Annotated in this window: 14 protein-coding genes; 8 read left to right on the top strand and 6 right to left on the bottom strand. The window is 38.9% G+C overall.

Features of this window, described 5'->3' with window-relative positions:
- Positions 1-66: 66 nt before the first annotated feature.
- Together RMY63_RS06940 and RMY63_RS06945 are read right to left on the bottom strand one after the other, a co-directional pair.
- Positions 67-495, bottom strand: coding sequence for a hypothetical protein (locus RMY63_RS06940; RefSeq protein WP_322728000.1), 429 nt, complete (start codon positions 493-495; stop codon positions 67-69).
- 38 nt (positions 496-533) lie between these two features.
- Positions 534-2,342, bottom strand: coding sequence for an ABC transporter ATP-binding protein (locus RMY63_RS06945; protein ID WP_322728001.1), 1,809 nt, complete (start codon positions 2,340-2,342; stop codon positions 534-536).
- A gap of 161 nt (positions 2,343-2,503) precedes the next feature.
- Here RMY63_RS06945 and RMY63_RS06950 point away from each other — a divergent pair, with 161 nt between their 5' ends.
- The 4 genes from RMY63_RS06950 to RMY63_RS06965 all read left to right on the top strand — a co-directional run bounded on the left by RMY63_RS06950 (position 2,504) and on the right by RMY63_RS06965 (position 6,804).
- The gene (locus tag RMY63_RS06950) at positions 2,504-3,352 is read left to right on the top strand and encodes a prohibitin family protein (RefSeq protein WP_322728002.1); all 849 of its coding nucleotides are present in this window, start codon (positions 2,504-2,506) and stop codon (positions 3,350-3,352) included.
- Between the two features lie 268 nt (positions 3,353-3,620).
- Positions 3,621-4,037, top strand: a complete 417-nt coding sequence (locus RMY63_RS06955; RefSeq protein ID WP_292774499.1) for a DUF1824 family protein — start codon at positions 3,621-3,623, stop codon at positions 4,035-4,037.
- Positions 4,038-4,109: 72 nt separating this feature from the next.
- Positions 4,110-6,038, top strand: a complete 1,929-nt coding sequence (locus tag RMY63_RS06960) for an ABC-F family ATP-binding cassette domain-containing protein (protein ID WP_322728003.1) — start codon at positions 4,110-4,112, stop codon at positions 6,036-6,038.
- A 193-nt stretch (positions 6,039-6,231) separates the two neighbouring features.
- Positions 6,232-6,804, top strand: a complete 573-nt coding sequence (locus tag RMY63_RS06965) for a Uma2 family endonuclease (protein WP_322728004.1) — start codon at positions 6,232-6,234, stop codon at positions 6,802-6,804.
- A gap of 560 nt (positions 6,805-7,364) precedes the next feature.
- Here the strand turns inward: RMY63_RS06965 and RMY63_RS06970 are convergent.
- Positions 7,365-7,547 carry a CsbD family protein gene (locus RMY63_RS06970; protein ID WP_322728005.1) on the bottom strand — a complete coding sequence of 61 codons (183 nt, stop codon included), beginning with the start codon at positions 7,545-7,547 and terminating at the stop codon, positions 7,365-7,367.
- 387 nt (positions 7,548-7,934) lie between these two features.
- On the opposite strand from RMY63_RS06970, the gene RMY63_RS06975 reads away from it, so the two are divergent.
- The 4 genes from RMY63_RS06975 (at position 7,935) to RMY63_RS06990 (ending at position 12,346) form a co-directional block, all read left to right on the top strand.
- On the top strand, positions 7,935-8,822 hold the full coding sequence (locus tag RMY63_RS06975) for a TIGR02587 family membrane protein (protein ID WP_322728006.1): 888 nt from the start codon (positions 7,935-7,937) through the stop codon (positions 8,820-8,822).
- Entirely contained in the window at positions 8,819-9,214 is a 396-nt protein-coding gene (locus tag RMY63_RS06980) for a TIGR02588 family protein (protein WP_322728007.1), read from the top strand. Before RMY63_RS06975 ends, RMY63_RS06980 begins: the two co-directional genes overlap by 4 nt.
- A gap of 721 nt (positions 9,215-9,935) precedes the next feature.
- Entirely contained in the window at positions 9,936-10,724 is a 789-nt protein-coding gene (locus tag RMY63_RS06985; protein WP_322728008.1) for a hypothetical protein, read from the top strand.
- A gap of 401 nt (positions 10,725-11,125) precedes the next feature.
- Positions 11,126-12,346 carry an MFS transporter gene (locus tag RMY63_RS06990; protein ID WP_322728009.1) on the top strand — a complete coding sequence of 407 codons (1,221 nt, stop codon included), beginning with the start codon at positions 11,126-11,128 and terminating at the stop codon, positions 12,344-12,346.
- 439 nt (positions 12,347-12,785) lie between these two features.
- Here the strand turns inward: RMY63_RS06990 and RMY63_RS06995 are convergent, their stop codons facing one another.
- From RMY63_RS06995 to RMY63_RS07005, 3 genes are all read right to left on the bottom strand, one after another.
- Positions 12,786-14,141 (bottom strand): AAA-like domain-containing protein, encoded by a 1,356-nt coding sequence (locus RMY63_RS06995; protein WP_322728010.1) that lies wholly within the window; start codon positions 14,139-14,141, stop codon positions 12,786-12,788.
- A gap of 100 nt (positions 14,142-14,241) precedes the next feature.
- Positions 14,242-16,383, bottom strand: coding sequence for a glycosyl hydrolase family 18 protein (locus RMY63_RS07000; RefSeq protein WP_322728011.1), 2,142 nt, complete (start codon positions 16,381-16,383; stop codon positions 14,242-14,244).
- 311 nt (positions 16,384-16,694) lie between these two features.
- A complete protein-coding gene (locus RMY63_RS07005) occupies positions 16,695-17,867 on the bottom strand; it encodes a DUF4407 domain-containing protein (RefSeq protein ID WP_322728012.1) in 1,173 nt (390 codons plus the stop codon).
- Between the last annotated feature and the right edge of the window lie 264 nt (positions 17,868-18,131).

The following is an 18,131-nucleotide window of genomic DNA, read 5'->3' on the forward strand; positions in this document are numbered from 1 at the left end:
CAGCGAGCGGTATAAATAGAGTCTTTTATCTGCGATACTCTGCGCTTACCTTCGCGTTCCTCTGCGTTAAAAAACAATCTCCTCCCTCATCCGCTGTTCCAACAATTCCAATAACCCATCCACATCCTTCCCAGCTTGCTCAAAACAAATCGGTGGTGCTGGTTCCGGTGCAAACTGAATTAACTTAATTTCCCCCTTCCCAATCCCAATCATCACAACTTCCACTTCCGGCTGATGATTCTCCACAATTCCCAAAATTTCTTGCAGCCGATTATCAACCTTAATATTTAAATTCTCTATCTGCTCTTTCGGACAATAAACAAAATGCGGCGTTGGTTGCAAATCAATACCAACAGTACCCTGACTATCACCATTTGCTAACCACAATCCCCAAAACAGTGCCGCCAACTCTTGCTGATTTGCTTTGACAAACTTATCCAACTGGCGACGCCACTTAGTATCACCTGATTCTGGTTGACTATTACCAAAAAACATAAATAATTCGTAATGAAGACACAGACAATAGGCGAAACTTATCTCAAACCTGACTGTACACGCCAGAGGCCGGAATAAATCCCGTCTTTCTCTAGCAATTGCTCATGGGTTCCCGACTCTACTAATTTCCCATGTTCCATGACATAAATGCAATCGGCATTACGGATGGTGGAAAGACGATGAGCGATCGCAATTGTAGTTCTATCTACTGTAATCCGTTCTAGCGATCGCTGGATTGCGGCTTCTGTTTCATTATCCACCGCTGAGGTCGCCTCATCTAAAATCAGAATGGGGGGATTCTTCAAGACTGCACGGGCGATCGCAATCCGTTGTCTTTGTCCACCAGATAACTTTTGTCCTCTTTCCCCCACAATTGTCTCATAACCTTGGGGCAATTCAATAATAAATTCATGCGCCTCGGCTATCTTCGCCGCCGTGATGATTTCTTGCTCTGTAGTTTCAAAGCTACCATAAGCAATATTCTCCGCTACAGTGCCATGAAATAGAAAGACATCTTGACTCACCAAGCCAATGCAGCGGCGTAAATCTTGCAAATTCAAACTTTGTAAATCAATCCCATCAAGACTAATGCTTCCCGTTTGCACCTCGTATAACCGCAACAAAAGTTTGACTAAAGTGCTTTTACCAGAACCAGTGGAACCGACAATTGCAATGGTTTTCCCCGCCGGAATATCCAAAGACAGATTTTTAATAACTGGAAATCTATCTTTATAGGCAAAATAAACATTTTTAAATTGCACTTCACCGCGCACTTCATCCACAGGTAACGCTACATTTCCTGTATGAATAGCGATAGGAGTATCCAACAAATTCATAACTCGATTAGTAGAAGCCATTGCCCTTTGATATTGGTCAAAAGTTTCGCCTAATCTAGTTAAAGGCCACAGCAATCGCTGAATTAAAAATACTAATACGCTATAAGTACCTACAGACATTGCTCCAGAAACCGCTGCCATTCCGCCATACAAAAGTAATGCCGTGAACCCCACTAAAATTAGCATCCGAATTAACGGTACAAAAGCAGCAGAAAGAGTAATTGCCTTGGCATTACTACGACGATAAGCATCACTATCTAATTCCAAACGATAGGCTTCATAAGCTTCAGCTGTAAAGCTTTTAATAGTAGTAATTCCACTGATATTATTTGACAAACGCGAGTTGAGAAAACCTACTTTTTCCCGCACATCAGCGTAGCGAGGTGCAAGTAGTCGTTGATAAGCAAAAGAACCCCAGAGGATAAATGGCATCGGAGACAAAGCCATCCACGCTACACTAGGAGCCAAAATAAAGAAAGCAGCGCCAATAATTAGAACAGTTGCAGAAACTTGGATGATATCATTTGCTCCCCCATCCAAAAACCGCTCTAATTGGTTAATATCATCACTGAGGATAGACATTAAACCGCCAGTGCTGCGTTCTTCAAAATAGGCCAATTCCAACTCTTGCAAATGTTTGTATGCATCCAAACGCAAGTCATGCTGAATATTCTGAGCTAAATTCCGCCAAAGTCGAGCGTAGGCATACTCAAAAACCGATTCTAGTATCCAAATGATCACAGTCAGGAAGGAAATAATCAAAAATTGTCCAAAGACATCGCGTACCCCTAACTGTGCAATTATGGAATCCTGTTGCTTGACTACCACATCCACCGCCACGCCAATTAAGCCGGGTGGTGCTAAATCGAAAAATTTATTGAGGATAGAATAAGTAGTCGCTAGCCAAATTTGTTTACGATACTGGTGTCCATACTCAAGCAAACGCTGGAGAGGATGTGTTGAATGTTTACGCCTTGTTGATACCCGATGAGATTTTAATCCAGTAGCCACGGCTTTTTGCGGTTTCGTGCAACTGATATTACCACGGAACAAAGTCTTGAGTCCTCAATCTGAAGATGAGGGAGATGAGGGAGATGAGGGAGATGAGGGAGACGCGGGGACGCAAAGAAAAACAAATGACAAATGACTAAATAAATATTGGAGAGAGGAATTTGAAAAATCAGCAATTCGGAAATTGGCAAACCACAGTTTTGGGAATTGTGTTAGGAATATTAGTGATTATTGGGCTAAATTCCTTTATCATTATTAACCCAGGACAAGCAGGAGTAATCAGCATCTTGGGTAAAGCCAGAGATGGCGCTTTATTGGAAGGTATTCACCTGAAGCCGCCTTTTATCACTGTGATAGATGTGTATGATTTGACGGTGCAAAAATTTGAAGTACCAGCGGAGAGTTCTACTAAAGATTTGCAAAATTTATCTGCGAGATTTGCAATTAACTTTCGCCTCGATCCGATAAAGGTAGTTGAAGTTAGAAGAAAACAAGGAACATTAGCGAATATTGTCTCAAAAATCATTGCGCCCCAAACACAAGAAGCATTTAAAATTGCCGCAGCCAGAAGAACAGTAGAAGAAGCGATTACTAAACGAAGTGAATTGAAAGAAGACTTCGATAATGCTTTAGGCGATCGCTTAGACAAATATGGGATAATTGTGTTAGATACTAGCGTAGTTGATTTAGCATTCTCACCAGAATTTGCCAGAGCAGTTGAAGAAAAACAAATTGCCGAACAACGAGCGCAAAGAGCCGTTTATGTAGCACGGGAAGCTGAACAAGAAGCACAAGCAGATGTGAATCGCGCCAAAGGTAGAGCAGAAGCTCAAAGACTCTTAGCAGAGACACTCAAAGCCCAAGGAGGGCAGTTAGTTCTGCAAAAAGAAGCAATTGAAGCTTGGAAGACGGGCGGCGCTCAGATGCCTAAAGTCCTGGTTATGGGTAGTGACTCCAAAAATGGCGTACCCTTCATATTCAACCTTGGGAATGTCCAAAATCAACCGTAAAAGGGAAGTGGGCATGAGATAACAAGGTCTGAAATCATGGAATTTGCTCCCACCTCAAACAAATTTTACAATACATTGGACTATTCCCAATTTAAAATCTAAAATCCAAAATGGTATAAATTGGGCTAGTACAGGTCGTAGAAACTTACCATTTCATTACAGCCAGAAAGCCCAAAATTAAAGCATGAGTGACTTTTGACTTCCACCTTGCGGTACTAGTCTCAACTCAAACACCACAGAAAAACCAACAAGATAATAGTCGAAATTTATGTCAACCCCCAATCCTCAGAATCTCACTGCCGAAGAAGCGAAAAAATTACTGAACAAATTCAACTGTCTAGACATTGCCCCAATCCTCAACTCATCAGAAAAAGTAGTAATTCGTAATGCCTTAATTTTGCTCACCAAACTTACTGATTACCAAATTTTAGGAATTTGTGCTGATACGGCAGAAGAAGGAATATTGGCAATGAAAACCTATTCTCTGGCTTTGGGTTATGAACCACCAAATAATTTACTTACACCCGAAGGCCCAGTTTATATCAAATTAAATGGGAAAAATGGCTTGTGTTATCTCGACTCCTATGATGGACATCATCGTGGTGTATTAGTATCTTGCCAGTCTTATGACGAAGATGGAATCAACGAAATGTATGGACACCTTCCTTTGGACTTGTTTGTATAGAATTCGGCGAATGTAGGTAGGGTATGAGCCTTGCCTACTCACTAATGAAAAATAATTAATGACTTCAATCTTATGAGTATTATTACACTACAATCAGTAAAAAAAGACTTTGGCATCAAGGAAATTTTAAAAGATGCTAGCTTTAGCCTTGATGCTACTGATAAAGTTGGTTTAATTGGTACTAACGGTTCTGGAAAATCAACCATATTAAAAATGATCGCTGGGTTAGAATCCATTGATAGCGGTCAAATTTTAATCAATTCCGGTTCTAAAATTATCTACTTACCCCAGCAGCCAGATTTAGATGAAAATCACACAGTTTTAGAGCAAGTTTTCGCTGACAGTGGCGAACATACAGCTTTGGTGCGTGAGTATGAAGAACTCTCAGATAAATTGGTTCACTATCCAGATGATAGTCAACTGATGTCTCGCCTTTCTGTCGTGATGCAACAGATGGATACAAGTGGTGCTTGGGAACTAGAAACTAATGCCAAAATCATCCTCACAAAATTAGGAATTTCTGATTTTGATGCCAAGATAAGCACTTTATCTGGAGGTTATCGCAAGCGCATTGCTTTAGCATCAGCCTTGCTGTCAGAACCAGATGTTTTGCTCATGGATGAGCCGACAAACCATCTTGATGCTCTTTCTGTAGAGTGGTTACAAAGTTATTTAAATCGCTTTCGCGGCGCACTTTTTCTGATCACCCACGATCGCTACTTTTTAGATCGCGTTACCAACCGGATTATTGAAATCGACCGAGGCGACATTTACACTTATACAGGTAACTATTCATATTACCTCGAAAAGAAAGCTTTAGCTGAAGAATCTGCCGTCAGCAGTCAACGAAAACATCAAGGCTTATTGCGGCGCGAGTTGGAATGGCTCAAAAAAGGGCCGAAAGCCAGAAGTACTAAGCAAAAAGCTAGAATTGACCGCGCTCACGCTCTGCGGGATACTGAATTTAAACAAGTTCAGGGTAAAGTTGATATTTCGACAGTTGGTCGTCGCATTGGTAAAAAAGTTATTGAATTAAATAACATTTCTAAGGCATACAATGGACGCACTTTGATTAATAATTTCACCTACGAATTTAGTCCAGAAGACCGCATTGGTATTATCGGCACTAACGGTGCTGGTAAATCCACTTTAATGGATATAATTACTGGACGGATTAAGCCAGATTCCGGCATTGCAGAAATTGGTACTACAGTTCACATCGGTTATTTTGACCAGCATTCGGAAGAATTACTCACAGCTTTAAACGAAAATCAGCGCGTGATTGACTACATCAAAGAAGAAGGAGAATTTGTCAAAATTACCGATGGTACTCAAATTACTGCTTCGCAAATGTTAGAGCGGTTTTTGTTTCCTGGTAATCAACAGTATGCCCCAATTAATAAACTTTCTGGTGGTGAAAAAAGACGTTTATTTCTGTTGCGGGTTTTGATGAGTGCGCCCAATGTTTTGATTTTAGATGAACCGACGAACGATTTAGATGTTCAGACATTGGCAGTATTAGAGGATTATTTAGAGGATTTTGTCGGGTCTGTAATTGTAGTTTCTCACGATCGCTACTTTCTTGATCGCACCATCGACACAGTATTTTCCTTTGAGGAAGGCGGTAATCTCCGGCAATATCCAGGTAATTACTCAGTTTATCTGGACTATAAGAAGGCTGAAGAAGCACAGCAACAAGCTGCGAACACTAAGGAGAAGCCTAAAAATGTCGAAACCCAAAATGGTACGGTTTCACCCAAGAATGGAGAGAATACCAAGCGGCGGAGATTATCCAATTGGGAGAAAAAGGAATTTGAGCAGTTGGAAGGTAAGATTGCCGAGTTAGAGGCCGAGAAGGTAGAAACTGAGAAAACACTGGCGAATGTGTCTCCAGGGAATTATGGCGAGGTGCAGAAATTGTACGATCGTGTGGAAAAGCTCAAGCACGCGATCGATGTGGCGACTGAACGCTGGTTAGAATTGGCAGAGATGGAGTCTTAGAGGGTGTTTGATAAAGTGGTTAGCTGTGATTTTAGACACTTGTTGATCCCCCCTAACCCCCCTTAAAAAGGGCTACGGTGTATACACAAGTCTGAAGTAGTTTACTCACCTGGTTTTTCGCGTCAGTTTTACCCCACCCTAACCCTCCCCAATCCATCAGCTACAGTGTACACACAAATCTTAAAAACCAAGCATGATAAAACTCAAAACCCAACTTACCCTCGAAGAATTCCTCACACTACCTGAAGGGGACATCATCTATGAACTAATTGATGGGGAAGCTGTTCCTAAATTTAAAAAAAATGAAATGTCACCCAAATTTTTTCATAGTTCTATAACAGGTGTGTTATTTATACTATTGTCTGCATGGGCACAAGGAAAGGGGCGGGTTATAATTGAATGGGCAATTAAGCTAACACGAAATCAACAAGACTGGGTTCCTGTGGCAGATTTGACATATGTTTCTTATAACCGTCTTTCTGCTGATTGGTCGCAAGATGAGGCTTGTCCTGTTGCACCCGAATTAGTAATTGAAATTATCTCTCCTGGTCAAACTTTTGGAGAAATGACAGAAAAAGCAACTGATTATCTCAAAGCTAAAGTTCAACGAGTTTGGGTTATTGATACTAGAGCCAAAACTATTACTATTTTTTATCCAGATGCTCTCCCTCAAACCAAGCGTGATACTGATAGTTTAGAAGATTCCTTATTTGAAGGACTACAAATTACACCTCAACAAATCTTCCAACAAGCAAGAATTTCCTAACTTAGAAGTTATTTTCAACTAGCGATGAGGAATCTGGTTTGATTTCTAAAATTATTTGTGTAGGGAGGGAACAGGGAACAGGAAAGAAGTCTCTTAAAGTTGTACTGAATTTTTTCACGCAATCAAATACTAGTTCTATATGAGTTATCAAGATAGATTTTTTTACTAGTAGCGTGGCAAGGCTAAAATGTTGCAAAGTCTTAGAGGGCAGCAGTTCGATTAATTTCCTGGTGTACATCCGGGGCGATCGCATCTAACTTCGCTCGGTCTAATATAGCAAAGTGCTGTTAGCGATAGCGGGGCGTTTAGCCCGTGCTGAGTAGAAACTCAGTATTATCAAAGGTTTCAGCAACCAACATAGTCCTAACCTATGCTTCGACTGCTATACCAAAAGTTTAAGTCCCGATAATTAATTAATGTACAAATAGAAATCACAATTAAAAAATCAGCATTTTTACGCTACAAAAAACCCCACTAACTTATAGAAAGTGGAGTAATTAAAGTTACAAATTTAGGAGTTAATCATCGATAAAATCGCTATTTACACTCAACAAGCGAAATTATTCTAAAGCTTTCTTGAGTTCGTCTTTAATATTTTCTACAGTGTGAGTAACTTGGGCTTCAGCTTGCTTTGCTTGTCCTTCAGTTTTATCTTGTGGATTACCTGTGACTTCACCCACAACCTCTTGAATTTTTCCTTCAATATTTTTTGCAGTCGCTTCTATTCTCTTTTCGGCACTCATGGTTTTTATCTCCAGCTTGTAGTTGATTTAGGGAACTCCAATAATAAATTACTACTACTTGCAAAGTGGCCCGAAAAGCCCGCCCATTTCACAGGACGGGCAAAACGCTCATCCTACAAATAATAAAATATTCGGTTATTTTATTACTTGGAAGTCCCTAAGCTATTAAATAATCTAACAGGTGTGTATTGTTTTTTACTTCCATCAACCGATAGAATATTTTAGTGAATTATATTAACTTAAGATAGATGCCGATAACAATTGTAGCACATAATGCAAAATATGACAATCTGATAAATAAAATTTATATATATTAAAAAAATAACTTTTTCCCAAATAAATGAACTATAAGTTAAAGCAAAATTTAAATAAAAGGGAAATAAAGGAGTGCCAACAAAAAGTCAAAAAAATATCTGGAAGAATGAGATTAATGACATCATTCGAGGTGCTTGTGGAGGTTTTTTGTTTGGCATACCCTTGCTGTATACAATGGAGGTTTGGTGGATTGGATCGCTGGCAAAAGCACAACTGATAATGACGGCGATCGCATTAATGTTTATTGTGGTTTACTTGCTCAATTACACAGAAGGCTTTCGCAAACGCAGATATACAGGTCTCGCTCATCAAGCTGTAATGGATACCGTCGAAGCGATCGCGATCGGACTAGCTTGTTCTACCTTTGTGCTATTACTATTGCGAGAATTGACACTAGAAACCTCTCTAAAGGAATCTTTAGGTAAAATCATCTTTGAAAGTGTGCCCTTCGCTCTCGGTGTAGCATTAGCGAATCAGTTTTTGGGAGAGACTGAAAACAGCAATGGAAAAGGACAAGGAAGCGATCGGGAAAATAGCACAACCAAGAACAAAGGTGATGAGTTACACGCCACTTTTGTGGATGTGGGTGGAACCCTGATTGGTGCAACCATAATTGCATTTAACATCGCTCCCACAGATGAAATCCCTATGCTTGCAGCCGCAACCTCTCCACCTTGGGAGTTGGCAATGATCGCCGCATCTTTGTTGATTTCTTATGGCATTGTATTTCAGGCAGGTTTTTCTAACCAGCAAAAACGTAAAGAGCAAAAAGGAATTTTTCAACGGCCATCAAGCGAAACCATTATGTCCTACTTAGTATCATTGCTAGCAGGCGCTTTTATGCTGTGGTTTTTTCAAAAGTTAACTCTTAGCGACCCTTGGACAATGTGGTTAGATCACACATTAATACTGGGTTTACCTGCAACTATTGGTGGTGCAGCCGGAAGGTTAGCAATATGACTAAAACAGAACAACCAAAGCGCTCAATAGCTGAGTGGATAACATTCAGCATCGCCTCATTCATCCTAGCAATCATTGTGAGTCTAGTAGGCTACACTTGGCTGAACGAAAAAAATCAACCTCCCATCCTTTCTCTCACTAAAAAACAAACAATTCGAGAAATAAATGGCCAGTTTTATGTTCCTTTTGAAGTTGTAAATAGTGGAGGAGATACAGCTGAGTCAGTTCAGATTATGGCTGAGTTACTGATTAACGGCAAAGTTACAGAAACAGGAGAGCAACAGATCGACTTTTTATCTAGTGGGGAAAGCGAAGAAGGCGCATTTATATTTAGCCATAACCCGCGCCAAGGTCAGTTAAATCTACGTGTTGGTAGCTATAAATTGCCATAGGGGACTGACAAATAAAAAAAATAGCCTACAATATTGCATAATCTATTTGTTGGAAGTATACCCGAACTCAACCCTGACTCCACTTGCTGTCATAGTGGGAAGCGAACAAGTCGGGCATTGCCTGCCTAACCAGTGCGCTAAGAGTTGAGTTCGGGTGTGCGCGATCGCGCGGGTGGGGTATTCTTTACCTGACGTTGACGTAGCCTCTGTCTTTGACACGTTGTTCGCGTTCGTAGAGAAGTTGAAAAAGATGCAAAAAATAAATGATCGTATTTTTATTCCACCAGAGATATAAAATAGAATTAACTAGTTTTGAGGCATATTTCATCAGAAATTTATAAATTTGATACTTGTACTATGTAAGTATTACAAGTATCAAATATATTTGATTGATATACAAAACTATCAAGGAATATTTTATATCTATTATTATTGGTATTCCTAATGATGATTTATTGGTGTCTACTAGTCATGACTATTGGATTTTGCTTATGAAGGTAATGACAATATCTCTGCTAGTCTGGGAGATAACCTAATTGATGTTGGAGAGAATAATGACAAGTTGGCTGGGAATTGAGGCAATGACAAATATAAAGGCAGTCGGCGCGATCGCAGCAGTTACTTTAACTTCTGTTGATTAAAACAACGCATTGCCTCATCTTCAGAATTTAATTGTTGCATTTTGATTGATATTTTTAAAAAAAATTAAGGAGTAAACCTTGTGGAAGTTACGATAAATCAATTGTTGAAGTTATCTGTAAAATATTTTTCAGCAATCACAGCCATAATAACAGTTCTCCCATTACCAGTTAAAGCAGCTACATTTTTAGTAACTGAGCGTGCTGCTTTAGGAGGCAATGATCAAGTTAATTGGGAAAGTTTAGGTAAAGTATTTAATCCCTCTACCCTTGATTTTTCTGCTTTTTTACCTAACTCTTTTTCAGCAACATCGCAACGTGGTTTAGGCTTGGATATAAATATAACTCCAACTAATAAGCCTCAAATTACTCCACCATTTATTTTTCAAACTTTACCTTCACCTGGCATTCGGACTAACTTCGGTCTAGGTGATTTTATTCTCTTCGGAGGTATAGACCCAACAGGTTTTATCCCTCTTCCTCCTGGTACTCCCGATCCTGGTACTCAGGGGAACGGCGGGCCTTTTTCGATTAGTTTTGCCCAGCCAGTTTTTGGCGCTGGAACTCAGATAGCTGTAGACACTAGTAAATTGAAAATTGAAAATTCGATCGCCGCTTTTGATAACGCCAATAACCTATTAGGTACTTTCTCAGTTCCAAATATTTCGTCCTTAGCATTGGATAATTCGGCAGTATTCTTGGGAATTCGTAGTGACACTCCAAACATCTCACGACTTGTTTTTAGCAGTTCGGCTCCACAATACGGCTTGGCTATTAACCAGGTAAGCATTCTTGCAGTTCCCGAACCAACTTATACCTTAGCGATATTAGCTTTTGGTGTTTCAGGTGCTGTTTTGAAACGACGTAAATAGACTTGACATTCCCACAGGGTCGAAATAGCTTTCATTTAATAAATTGGGGATTTCGGACATACTCAAACTTATGTAAGTATGTAACGGAAATTACAGATAATTCTTGTCTTTAATCAAATTCAACTCAATGTTATACAAAGAATTAGAAAATATCATAGATGCTAAGATACAAAAAGCCATACGCAAGCACGAAATCATAGTTGCTTTCATTAGTAGTATTATTGGCTTGATTTTTATCATGGGTTTGTTCCATGCTATTTTGCTCAACCACACTGAAATTCAAACATTTTGCTTGTACTGATTCCTGTTTGTAATCAATAGCTCTTTACAATCAAGCATTCCCTGATGTTCTTAAAACTAATCCAAGTTACACATCTTTTTTATAAAATGGAATTGCACAGATGGAGAGTAAAAATAATAGCAGGGCTATATTCGTCTTATTTTTGACTGTATTTATAGACTTGCTGGGCTTCGGAATTATTCTGCCGCTACTGCCTTTGTATGCTGAACAATTTGGTGCAAAACCTAATGAAGCGACTCTACTTGTAGCTATTTATTCTTTAATGCAGTTCTTATTTGCACCATTATGGGGCAGATTTAGCGATCGCTATGGTCGCCGTCCGATTTTATTGCTGACTTTATTCGGTTCGGTAATTGCATACGCAGGCTTAGGTTTTGCCAACTCCTTATGGATTTTGTTTATTGCTCGTAGTCTTGCTGGGATTATGTCAGGGAATATTGCCACTGCTCAGGCGTACATAGCAGATATTACCACACCAGCTAATCGAGCTCGTGGCATGGGTGTAATCGGCGCAGCTTTTGGTCTTGGGTTTATTTTCGGCCCAGCAATTGGAGGTCTTTTAGTCGGGTCAGATCCGAACAACGCTAACTTTCATCTACCGTCGTTGTTTGCAGCCGGATTATCTTTATTGGCATTTCTCTGTGCTTTGATATTACTTCCAGAATCTCTAAATTCTGAGACTAAAGCCAAAATTCAAGTTCATCGCCACCGTCAGCGACGCCTAAACTTGCTACAACTGTCACAGCGTTCACAGTTTTGTCTACTTGTTGGCATCTACTTTTTAGTCACCTTTGCCGTTGCAGCTATGGACTCTACATTAGCTTTATGGTCTAAGCAGCAATTAAATTGGGGCCCTCAACAAGCTAGTTATCTTTTTGTGTTCATGGGGATTGTCAGCACAATAATTCAAGCAGGACTAATCGGATTCCTCAAGAAACAATTGGGTGAAATCAAGTTACTTATCTTGGGAATATTAGGATTAGGTTTAGGATTACTGTTAATTGGATTCTCGCAAAGCTTAATTTTATTATTGGTCGCCACCACACTTGTGGCATGGGGAATTAGTGTCAGCCAACCAATATTGAACAGCTTGATTTCCCAGATGACAGCCCCAGAAGAACAAGGACAAATATTAGGAATTGCCAGTTCTTGCTCTGCATTGGCACGTATCGCTGGGCCAACATGGGCAGGAGTTAGTTTTATAAAATTTGGCAGTTCTGCTCCTTTTTTCAGTGGAACTTTAGTAATGGTAGTAGCTTTGACTCTTAGTTTGCGAGTAACTAAAAGTGCATCTGAACCAAAAACAGAACGTGTCGCCTGAAAATCTAGGGCAGCGTATTATGGAAAATATAGCGCTTCTCGTTTGGATGAAATACACTTTCAACCCCACCCCCAACCCCTCCCCGCGCGCGGCTATCCATTACCCGGATCTTTCTTAACATTTGCGAGAGTATTCACTCACGTTTTTTATAACCCTGATTCGTTCGTCGTTAATTCTCAATAAAAACCTACTTTTAGCGAGAATATTAAGAGGTAACTTGTCAAGTATGCCTCACACCGAGCGTGTTTAAGATGCCTACAAAACAAGCGTTTCAAGATTGTAAAGAAAGATGTGACTAATGGATAGCCGCTCTTCGGGAGGGGAGCGTTTGCGTAAGCAAATGCGGGGTGGGGTTCCGACTGACTGTATTGCAACGAAGTGAGAACCGCTATAGAGTCACAAAAATTATCAAATTTATTTCTACATGACGGATATCTACTTACAACACTCTGCAGAAATACTCACGGTACAAATTGCATCTAGGCATTACCTGATTGTCCTGTTGCTGCACTAATCCCATACTATGCAACTTATAAATCTGCATTGAATCTAATTCTACAGGCTCAAGTGAAGTGACCACCTTTTTTAACGCTTCTTTTAAACCTTGAGCCTCTTCCGAGTGTAGTATCTCTAAGTACCACCGCAGATGGTTGCTGTAAATTCCCGCTTCTGTAGAAGCATCTTGTAATAGCTGCTTTATCGTTGTCTTTGTAGTGTAAACTTCATACATTGCTAATCGCAGTAGATAAGGATGTCCTCCCACTATATTCATTAATTCCTTTACCTGAGTATTATTCCAATTTAGTCCATGAAGGTGAGCCAAATCTATCACCTGCTTGTGGTCAAATTCTCGCAACGCCACAGGTAGCCCCGCATTAAAGGGAGATTGGTTCATGTCCAACGGGATATAAACTTCGGTAGAATGTGCCATCACCAGCCTTAGTTGTTTCCATTGCTCAGAAATTTTCCCTTTCTCATGCCAGCTTCGCAGCATCCCGAAAAAGTCTTCAATCACTTGGTTATAAGGAAAAATTCGATCCACTTCATCTAACCCTAATACCAAAGGACAATCTATTTCTGGCAATAAATATTCTTCAAAGTACACTGTGCAGTTATCATTGCTACCTAAAATTTCTGTATCCCAATAATCTTTTAATCGATTTTCTAACTTTAACTTCCGACCAACCATTAAACACAACCAACGCACGAACTTGTCCAAATTCGTTAAAATTGCTCGTTCTACACTACTTAAATCCAAATATACCGTTTGATAGCTCTGGGATTCAGCATGAGCCAGAATCCTGGTAAGCAATGAAGTTTTGCCCATCAGCTTCGGTGCTTTAATCCGAATTAGGGAAGCGGGTTTGACAACTGTTTCGTAACAAACAGACTCTAGACCATCTCGCTCCACATAAAAAGCAGAACCCAGAGGAACTGAACCGTCTGGAAACGGTAGCTCTGCTAACGGGGATTTTGGCTGCTTGACATTGCGATGAATATCTGGAGGTAATTGCCTTTCCCAGGCTCTCTCCAGCGCTCCTTTAAAATTACTCTTTGTTACCTCTTCCCCTAACGCCTCTGAAAGCTTTCGCCACAGATGAGGGCCCACATCTCCTCTGAGATAGTTTACAGAGAGATGGTACTGCTCTGCCATCTTTTCATAAGTCAGACCCGGCCACGAGCCTTGAAGCACGTCTATTTCAATATCTTTGAGGTGTTCTCCAAGATTATTGAAGACAATTTGCTCGGCAACCTGTTTAGCTTTTTCCCAGGTAAAGGCTGATTTTGAGTTCATGGATGCTAAAGAAATAGCTGTTTTTGTTACCCTTTTAGAGTTTTTATTTCTTAGTATGACAAATAATTTAGGACTGGTTATATTACACTCAAGTTAAGTTCTACAACAAATTAGTAGCAGCAACATTAACTAATGAATCAGGATGAGTAATTGGCAAGTCACCAATGAGTTGCCAGAAAAACATTCCGCCTAGACCTTGTTGTTCAACATAATTAACTTTTCCCAGGACTGATTGTTTATCTTCGTAGGTACTAAACTCTTGTTTTTGAGAATTATAAATATAGGGAACTTTAGCACTATCATCCCAGTAATATTGATATCCATTTGTACCCATCTGATCGTGGATATCTCTATACAAAAGTGGATCATTTGCTGAGGTAGCACTTTGAAACAATCCATCATTGTTAGAACCAGGGTTCACTCCTGTCCAAGTGGGACTGTAGAGAGGAACTCCTAAGACAATATCTTTAGGATCAACACCAGCACTCAAATACTTTTGAACTGACCAGTCAGCGTTGAGTTTGTCGCTGTTATATGATTGGTCGCTGCTACTTTTATACAAAGCAGCTTGGTGATTGGTTGTGTTTTCCCAACTACCGTGGTAATCATAGGTCATTAAGTTGATAAAGTCAACATATTCAGAAGTAGTTTTCAAAACAGTTGAGTTTAAATCGTAAGGAGCATCAGCGTAATCTGATGGCGACAATTGATAGGGAGAAGCAGAAAGGGCAGTAGTTAGCAGATATTTCTTTCCATCTGTAGTAGATGCGTTATTAAGTTGTTGACGTAACTCACCCAACAATTGAGTGTAATTACTATTCTCCTCCTTCTTAGGAAATTCCCAATCAATATCGATGCCATCGAAACCATTAGTTTTCATAAAATTGATGGCAGACTGAGCGAAGAATATCCTAGATTGTGCCGTAGAAGCTGCTGAGGAAAAATCATTTTCTCCTGCACCACCTATAGAAATAAGGATTTTTAGCTTGGGGTTTTCAGCCTTGAGAGATTTTAGTACATTGATGTCACCATCCTGACCATCTTGACTCAGTTTAACGTTACCTTGTGCATCAACATCTGCAAAGGCATATAACAAATGTGTCAGCTTCTTAACCGGAATAGTTGCAGGATTAGTAGTACTACTAATACCCCAAGAAGGTAAGTAACCAGCTACAATATATTGATTATTCATTGGAGGTAGTGTTGTCTGATTATTAGCTAAAGCTACATAAGTTCCATCTTGAGCAAAACCAACAATATCAGCTTTGCCATCACCATTCACATCACCAAGCTGACGTGGCTTTTGGTTAAAGCTATTCCAACCACCTTTATTAACAGTAAAATCATCATTTTTCGCTACAGATGCCGAACCAAAAGTTCCATTGCTTTGACCAAGAGAGACAAAGACATTATCATATCCAAAGCCAACAATATCTGCGCGACCATCACCATTGACATCAGCGAGTTGACGCGGATACTTGTCAAAGCTAGTCCATCCCCCTTTATTAACAGTAAAATCATCATTTTTCGCTACAGATGCCGAACCAAAAGTTCCATTGCTTTGACCAAGAGAGACAAAGACATTATCATATCCAAAGCCAACAATATCTGCGCGACCATCACCATTGACATCAGCAAGTTGACGCGGATACTTGTCAAAGCTAGTCCATCCCCCTTGATTGACGGTAAAATTCTTATTTATGCCTACAAAAGCTTCGCCAAAAGTTCCATTACTTTTACCCAGAGAGACAAAGACATTATCATATCCAAAGTCAACAATATCTGCGCGACCATCACCATTGACATCAGCGAGTTGACGCGGATACTTGTCAAAGCTAGTCCATCCCCCTTGATTGATGGTAAAATTATCGTTTATGCCTACAAAAGCTTGACCAAAAGTTCCATTACTTTGACCTAAAGATACATAAACAGCATTATTTGCAAAACCAACAATATCAGCTCGTCCATCACCGTTGACATCAGCAAGTTGACGCGGATATTTGTGAAAGCAAGCCCATTTCCCTTTCTTAACAGTAAAATTATCGTTTCTGGCTACAAAAGCTTCACTAAAAGTTCCATTACTTTGACCCAAAGATACATAAACAGCATTATCTGCAAAAGCAACAATATCAGCTCGACCATCACCGTTGACATCAGCAACTTGGCGTGGATATTTCCTAAAACTAGTGAATTTTGGCAAAAAACTAAACTTTTTGATAGCTAACTTTTTTGTTCCGTACATGATGATAACAATTCTCGATTTAAAAATTTACGATCGCTGCACTAAGTTAAGATACTTTACATTGGGGCACTGGAGACCGCAGCTACACAGACAAAACCTACCTAAGTACAGCTTTGCATTAATTCCTAGCGGTTTTAAACGCATAGGCGCTTCGCCTTCCCGCAGGGTAGGAACGCTGAGGGATTTGCTATGAACTTACGAAATTATGTACTAAGTGGGTTTCAAACCCTTGATTTTCCATAAGTCTGCAAAGGCGGACTTCGTTTTTATAGTCGTGATTTATAATTGCCTCTTTCATATTGAGATAGTGTTCAATTGTTGATATTTTTTTGTTGGCCGTTTTCGTTTATATTTGCCATTGATGGAGTTTTTACTTCATTATTAGATTGCAATTCATTTGTTTGCTGAATTGTTATTAATACTTTATTTTGATTGATTTGTAAATTTTTCTGCAAAATCTCATTTCTAATATCTTGAAGATTCGGAGAACTTAAATTAGTTTGCTTGAGATCGTCAAGCTTATACTTGGCTAATTGTGTTAATTCTTTATCATTTGGGATTTTTACTGTAATTGATAATATCCTATCAGATAATCTATCGATTTTTTTTATATTTTTTATTTCATTATTCTTTTTCTCTATATCTGACAATTCTTTTGATTTTAAGTAAATTGCATCTTCTTCTTGTGTTTCAATGTAAGCGTCGTATGGCCCATATTTAGATAGAAGCTTAAGGATTATCGGAACACTATCTATCGCAACAAATAAAATAGTAACAAACAAACTACTGTATTCAATTGTTGGGTCATCTTTCTTCAAGCTTTCTAGTATTTGAATTTTTGCTATCAGTCCTATTTCACCTTTGTAATTAAATTCTTCTAGCCTTTTTTGAGTTTCTTCTTGAAGTTTTTTTCTTAGATTGTCGTAATTTTCATTACTTTTTTTAACAAGATCACTTGAATCATATTCTCGCTTTAAAAAAGCTGTTCGGTTCACTTCTTCTTTGTTAATTTTCTCTAATTTGCTCATCTGTATTTTAAGAATTTCTGCGCTTTGTTGAGCATTCGTCTCTTTGAACTTTTGGGTTATTTTATTTTCAAAAATTTTTATCTCCACAGGTTTTGCAATAACAAAACCTAATGAAAAAGCCAGTAGTAAACGAGGAATTATTACTATAATATCTGCCAAAAAATTATCTTTTTTCTTCCTGCTACTTAAAATAATAAACCTATCTAAGTTAAAAATCTTTATTCCCCAAATAAAACCTATCAAACTAGAGACTATAGCAGAGTTAAATACAGTGTATAATGCATAGCTACCAGACAAAAAAGCTACAGTAGCAGTCAGTACAATAGATGCACCAATAGATGCGTACTTATTCTCTTCTGAAAAACGGTTTTCAGGAGACATAGACTCATGTGATACGATATTAGTATTTATACCAGAAGCAAATAGAAGAAATCTTTTCAAGCTTGGAAAAGGCATTTTAGACTCCTTTAATTAGTAATATTTAATGGAATTTGTAAGGTTATTTAACTTATACCAAATATCTTTATGCTAAATTTTGAATAATACAATAGGAAAAAGTCAGATGTTTGCTAATAAATTAGGAATCCGAAAAAATCGAAAATGGATAAAAGTCGGGTAAAGTCAGTTAAAGAATTAAAAATATTATATTTCTTCACTGGCAATGCTAAATAATAAATTATTTATATGGCTGTATTATGAAATTAAAACTAAATATATTGG

The organism is Nostoc sp. ChiQUE01b (assembly GCF_034531255.1).
In the GTDB taxonomy this organism is placed as follows: Bacteria; Cyanobacteriota; Cyanobacteriia; order Cyanobacteriales; family Nostocaceae; genus Nostoc.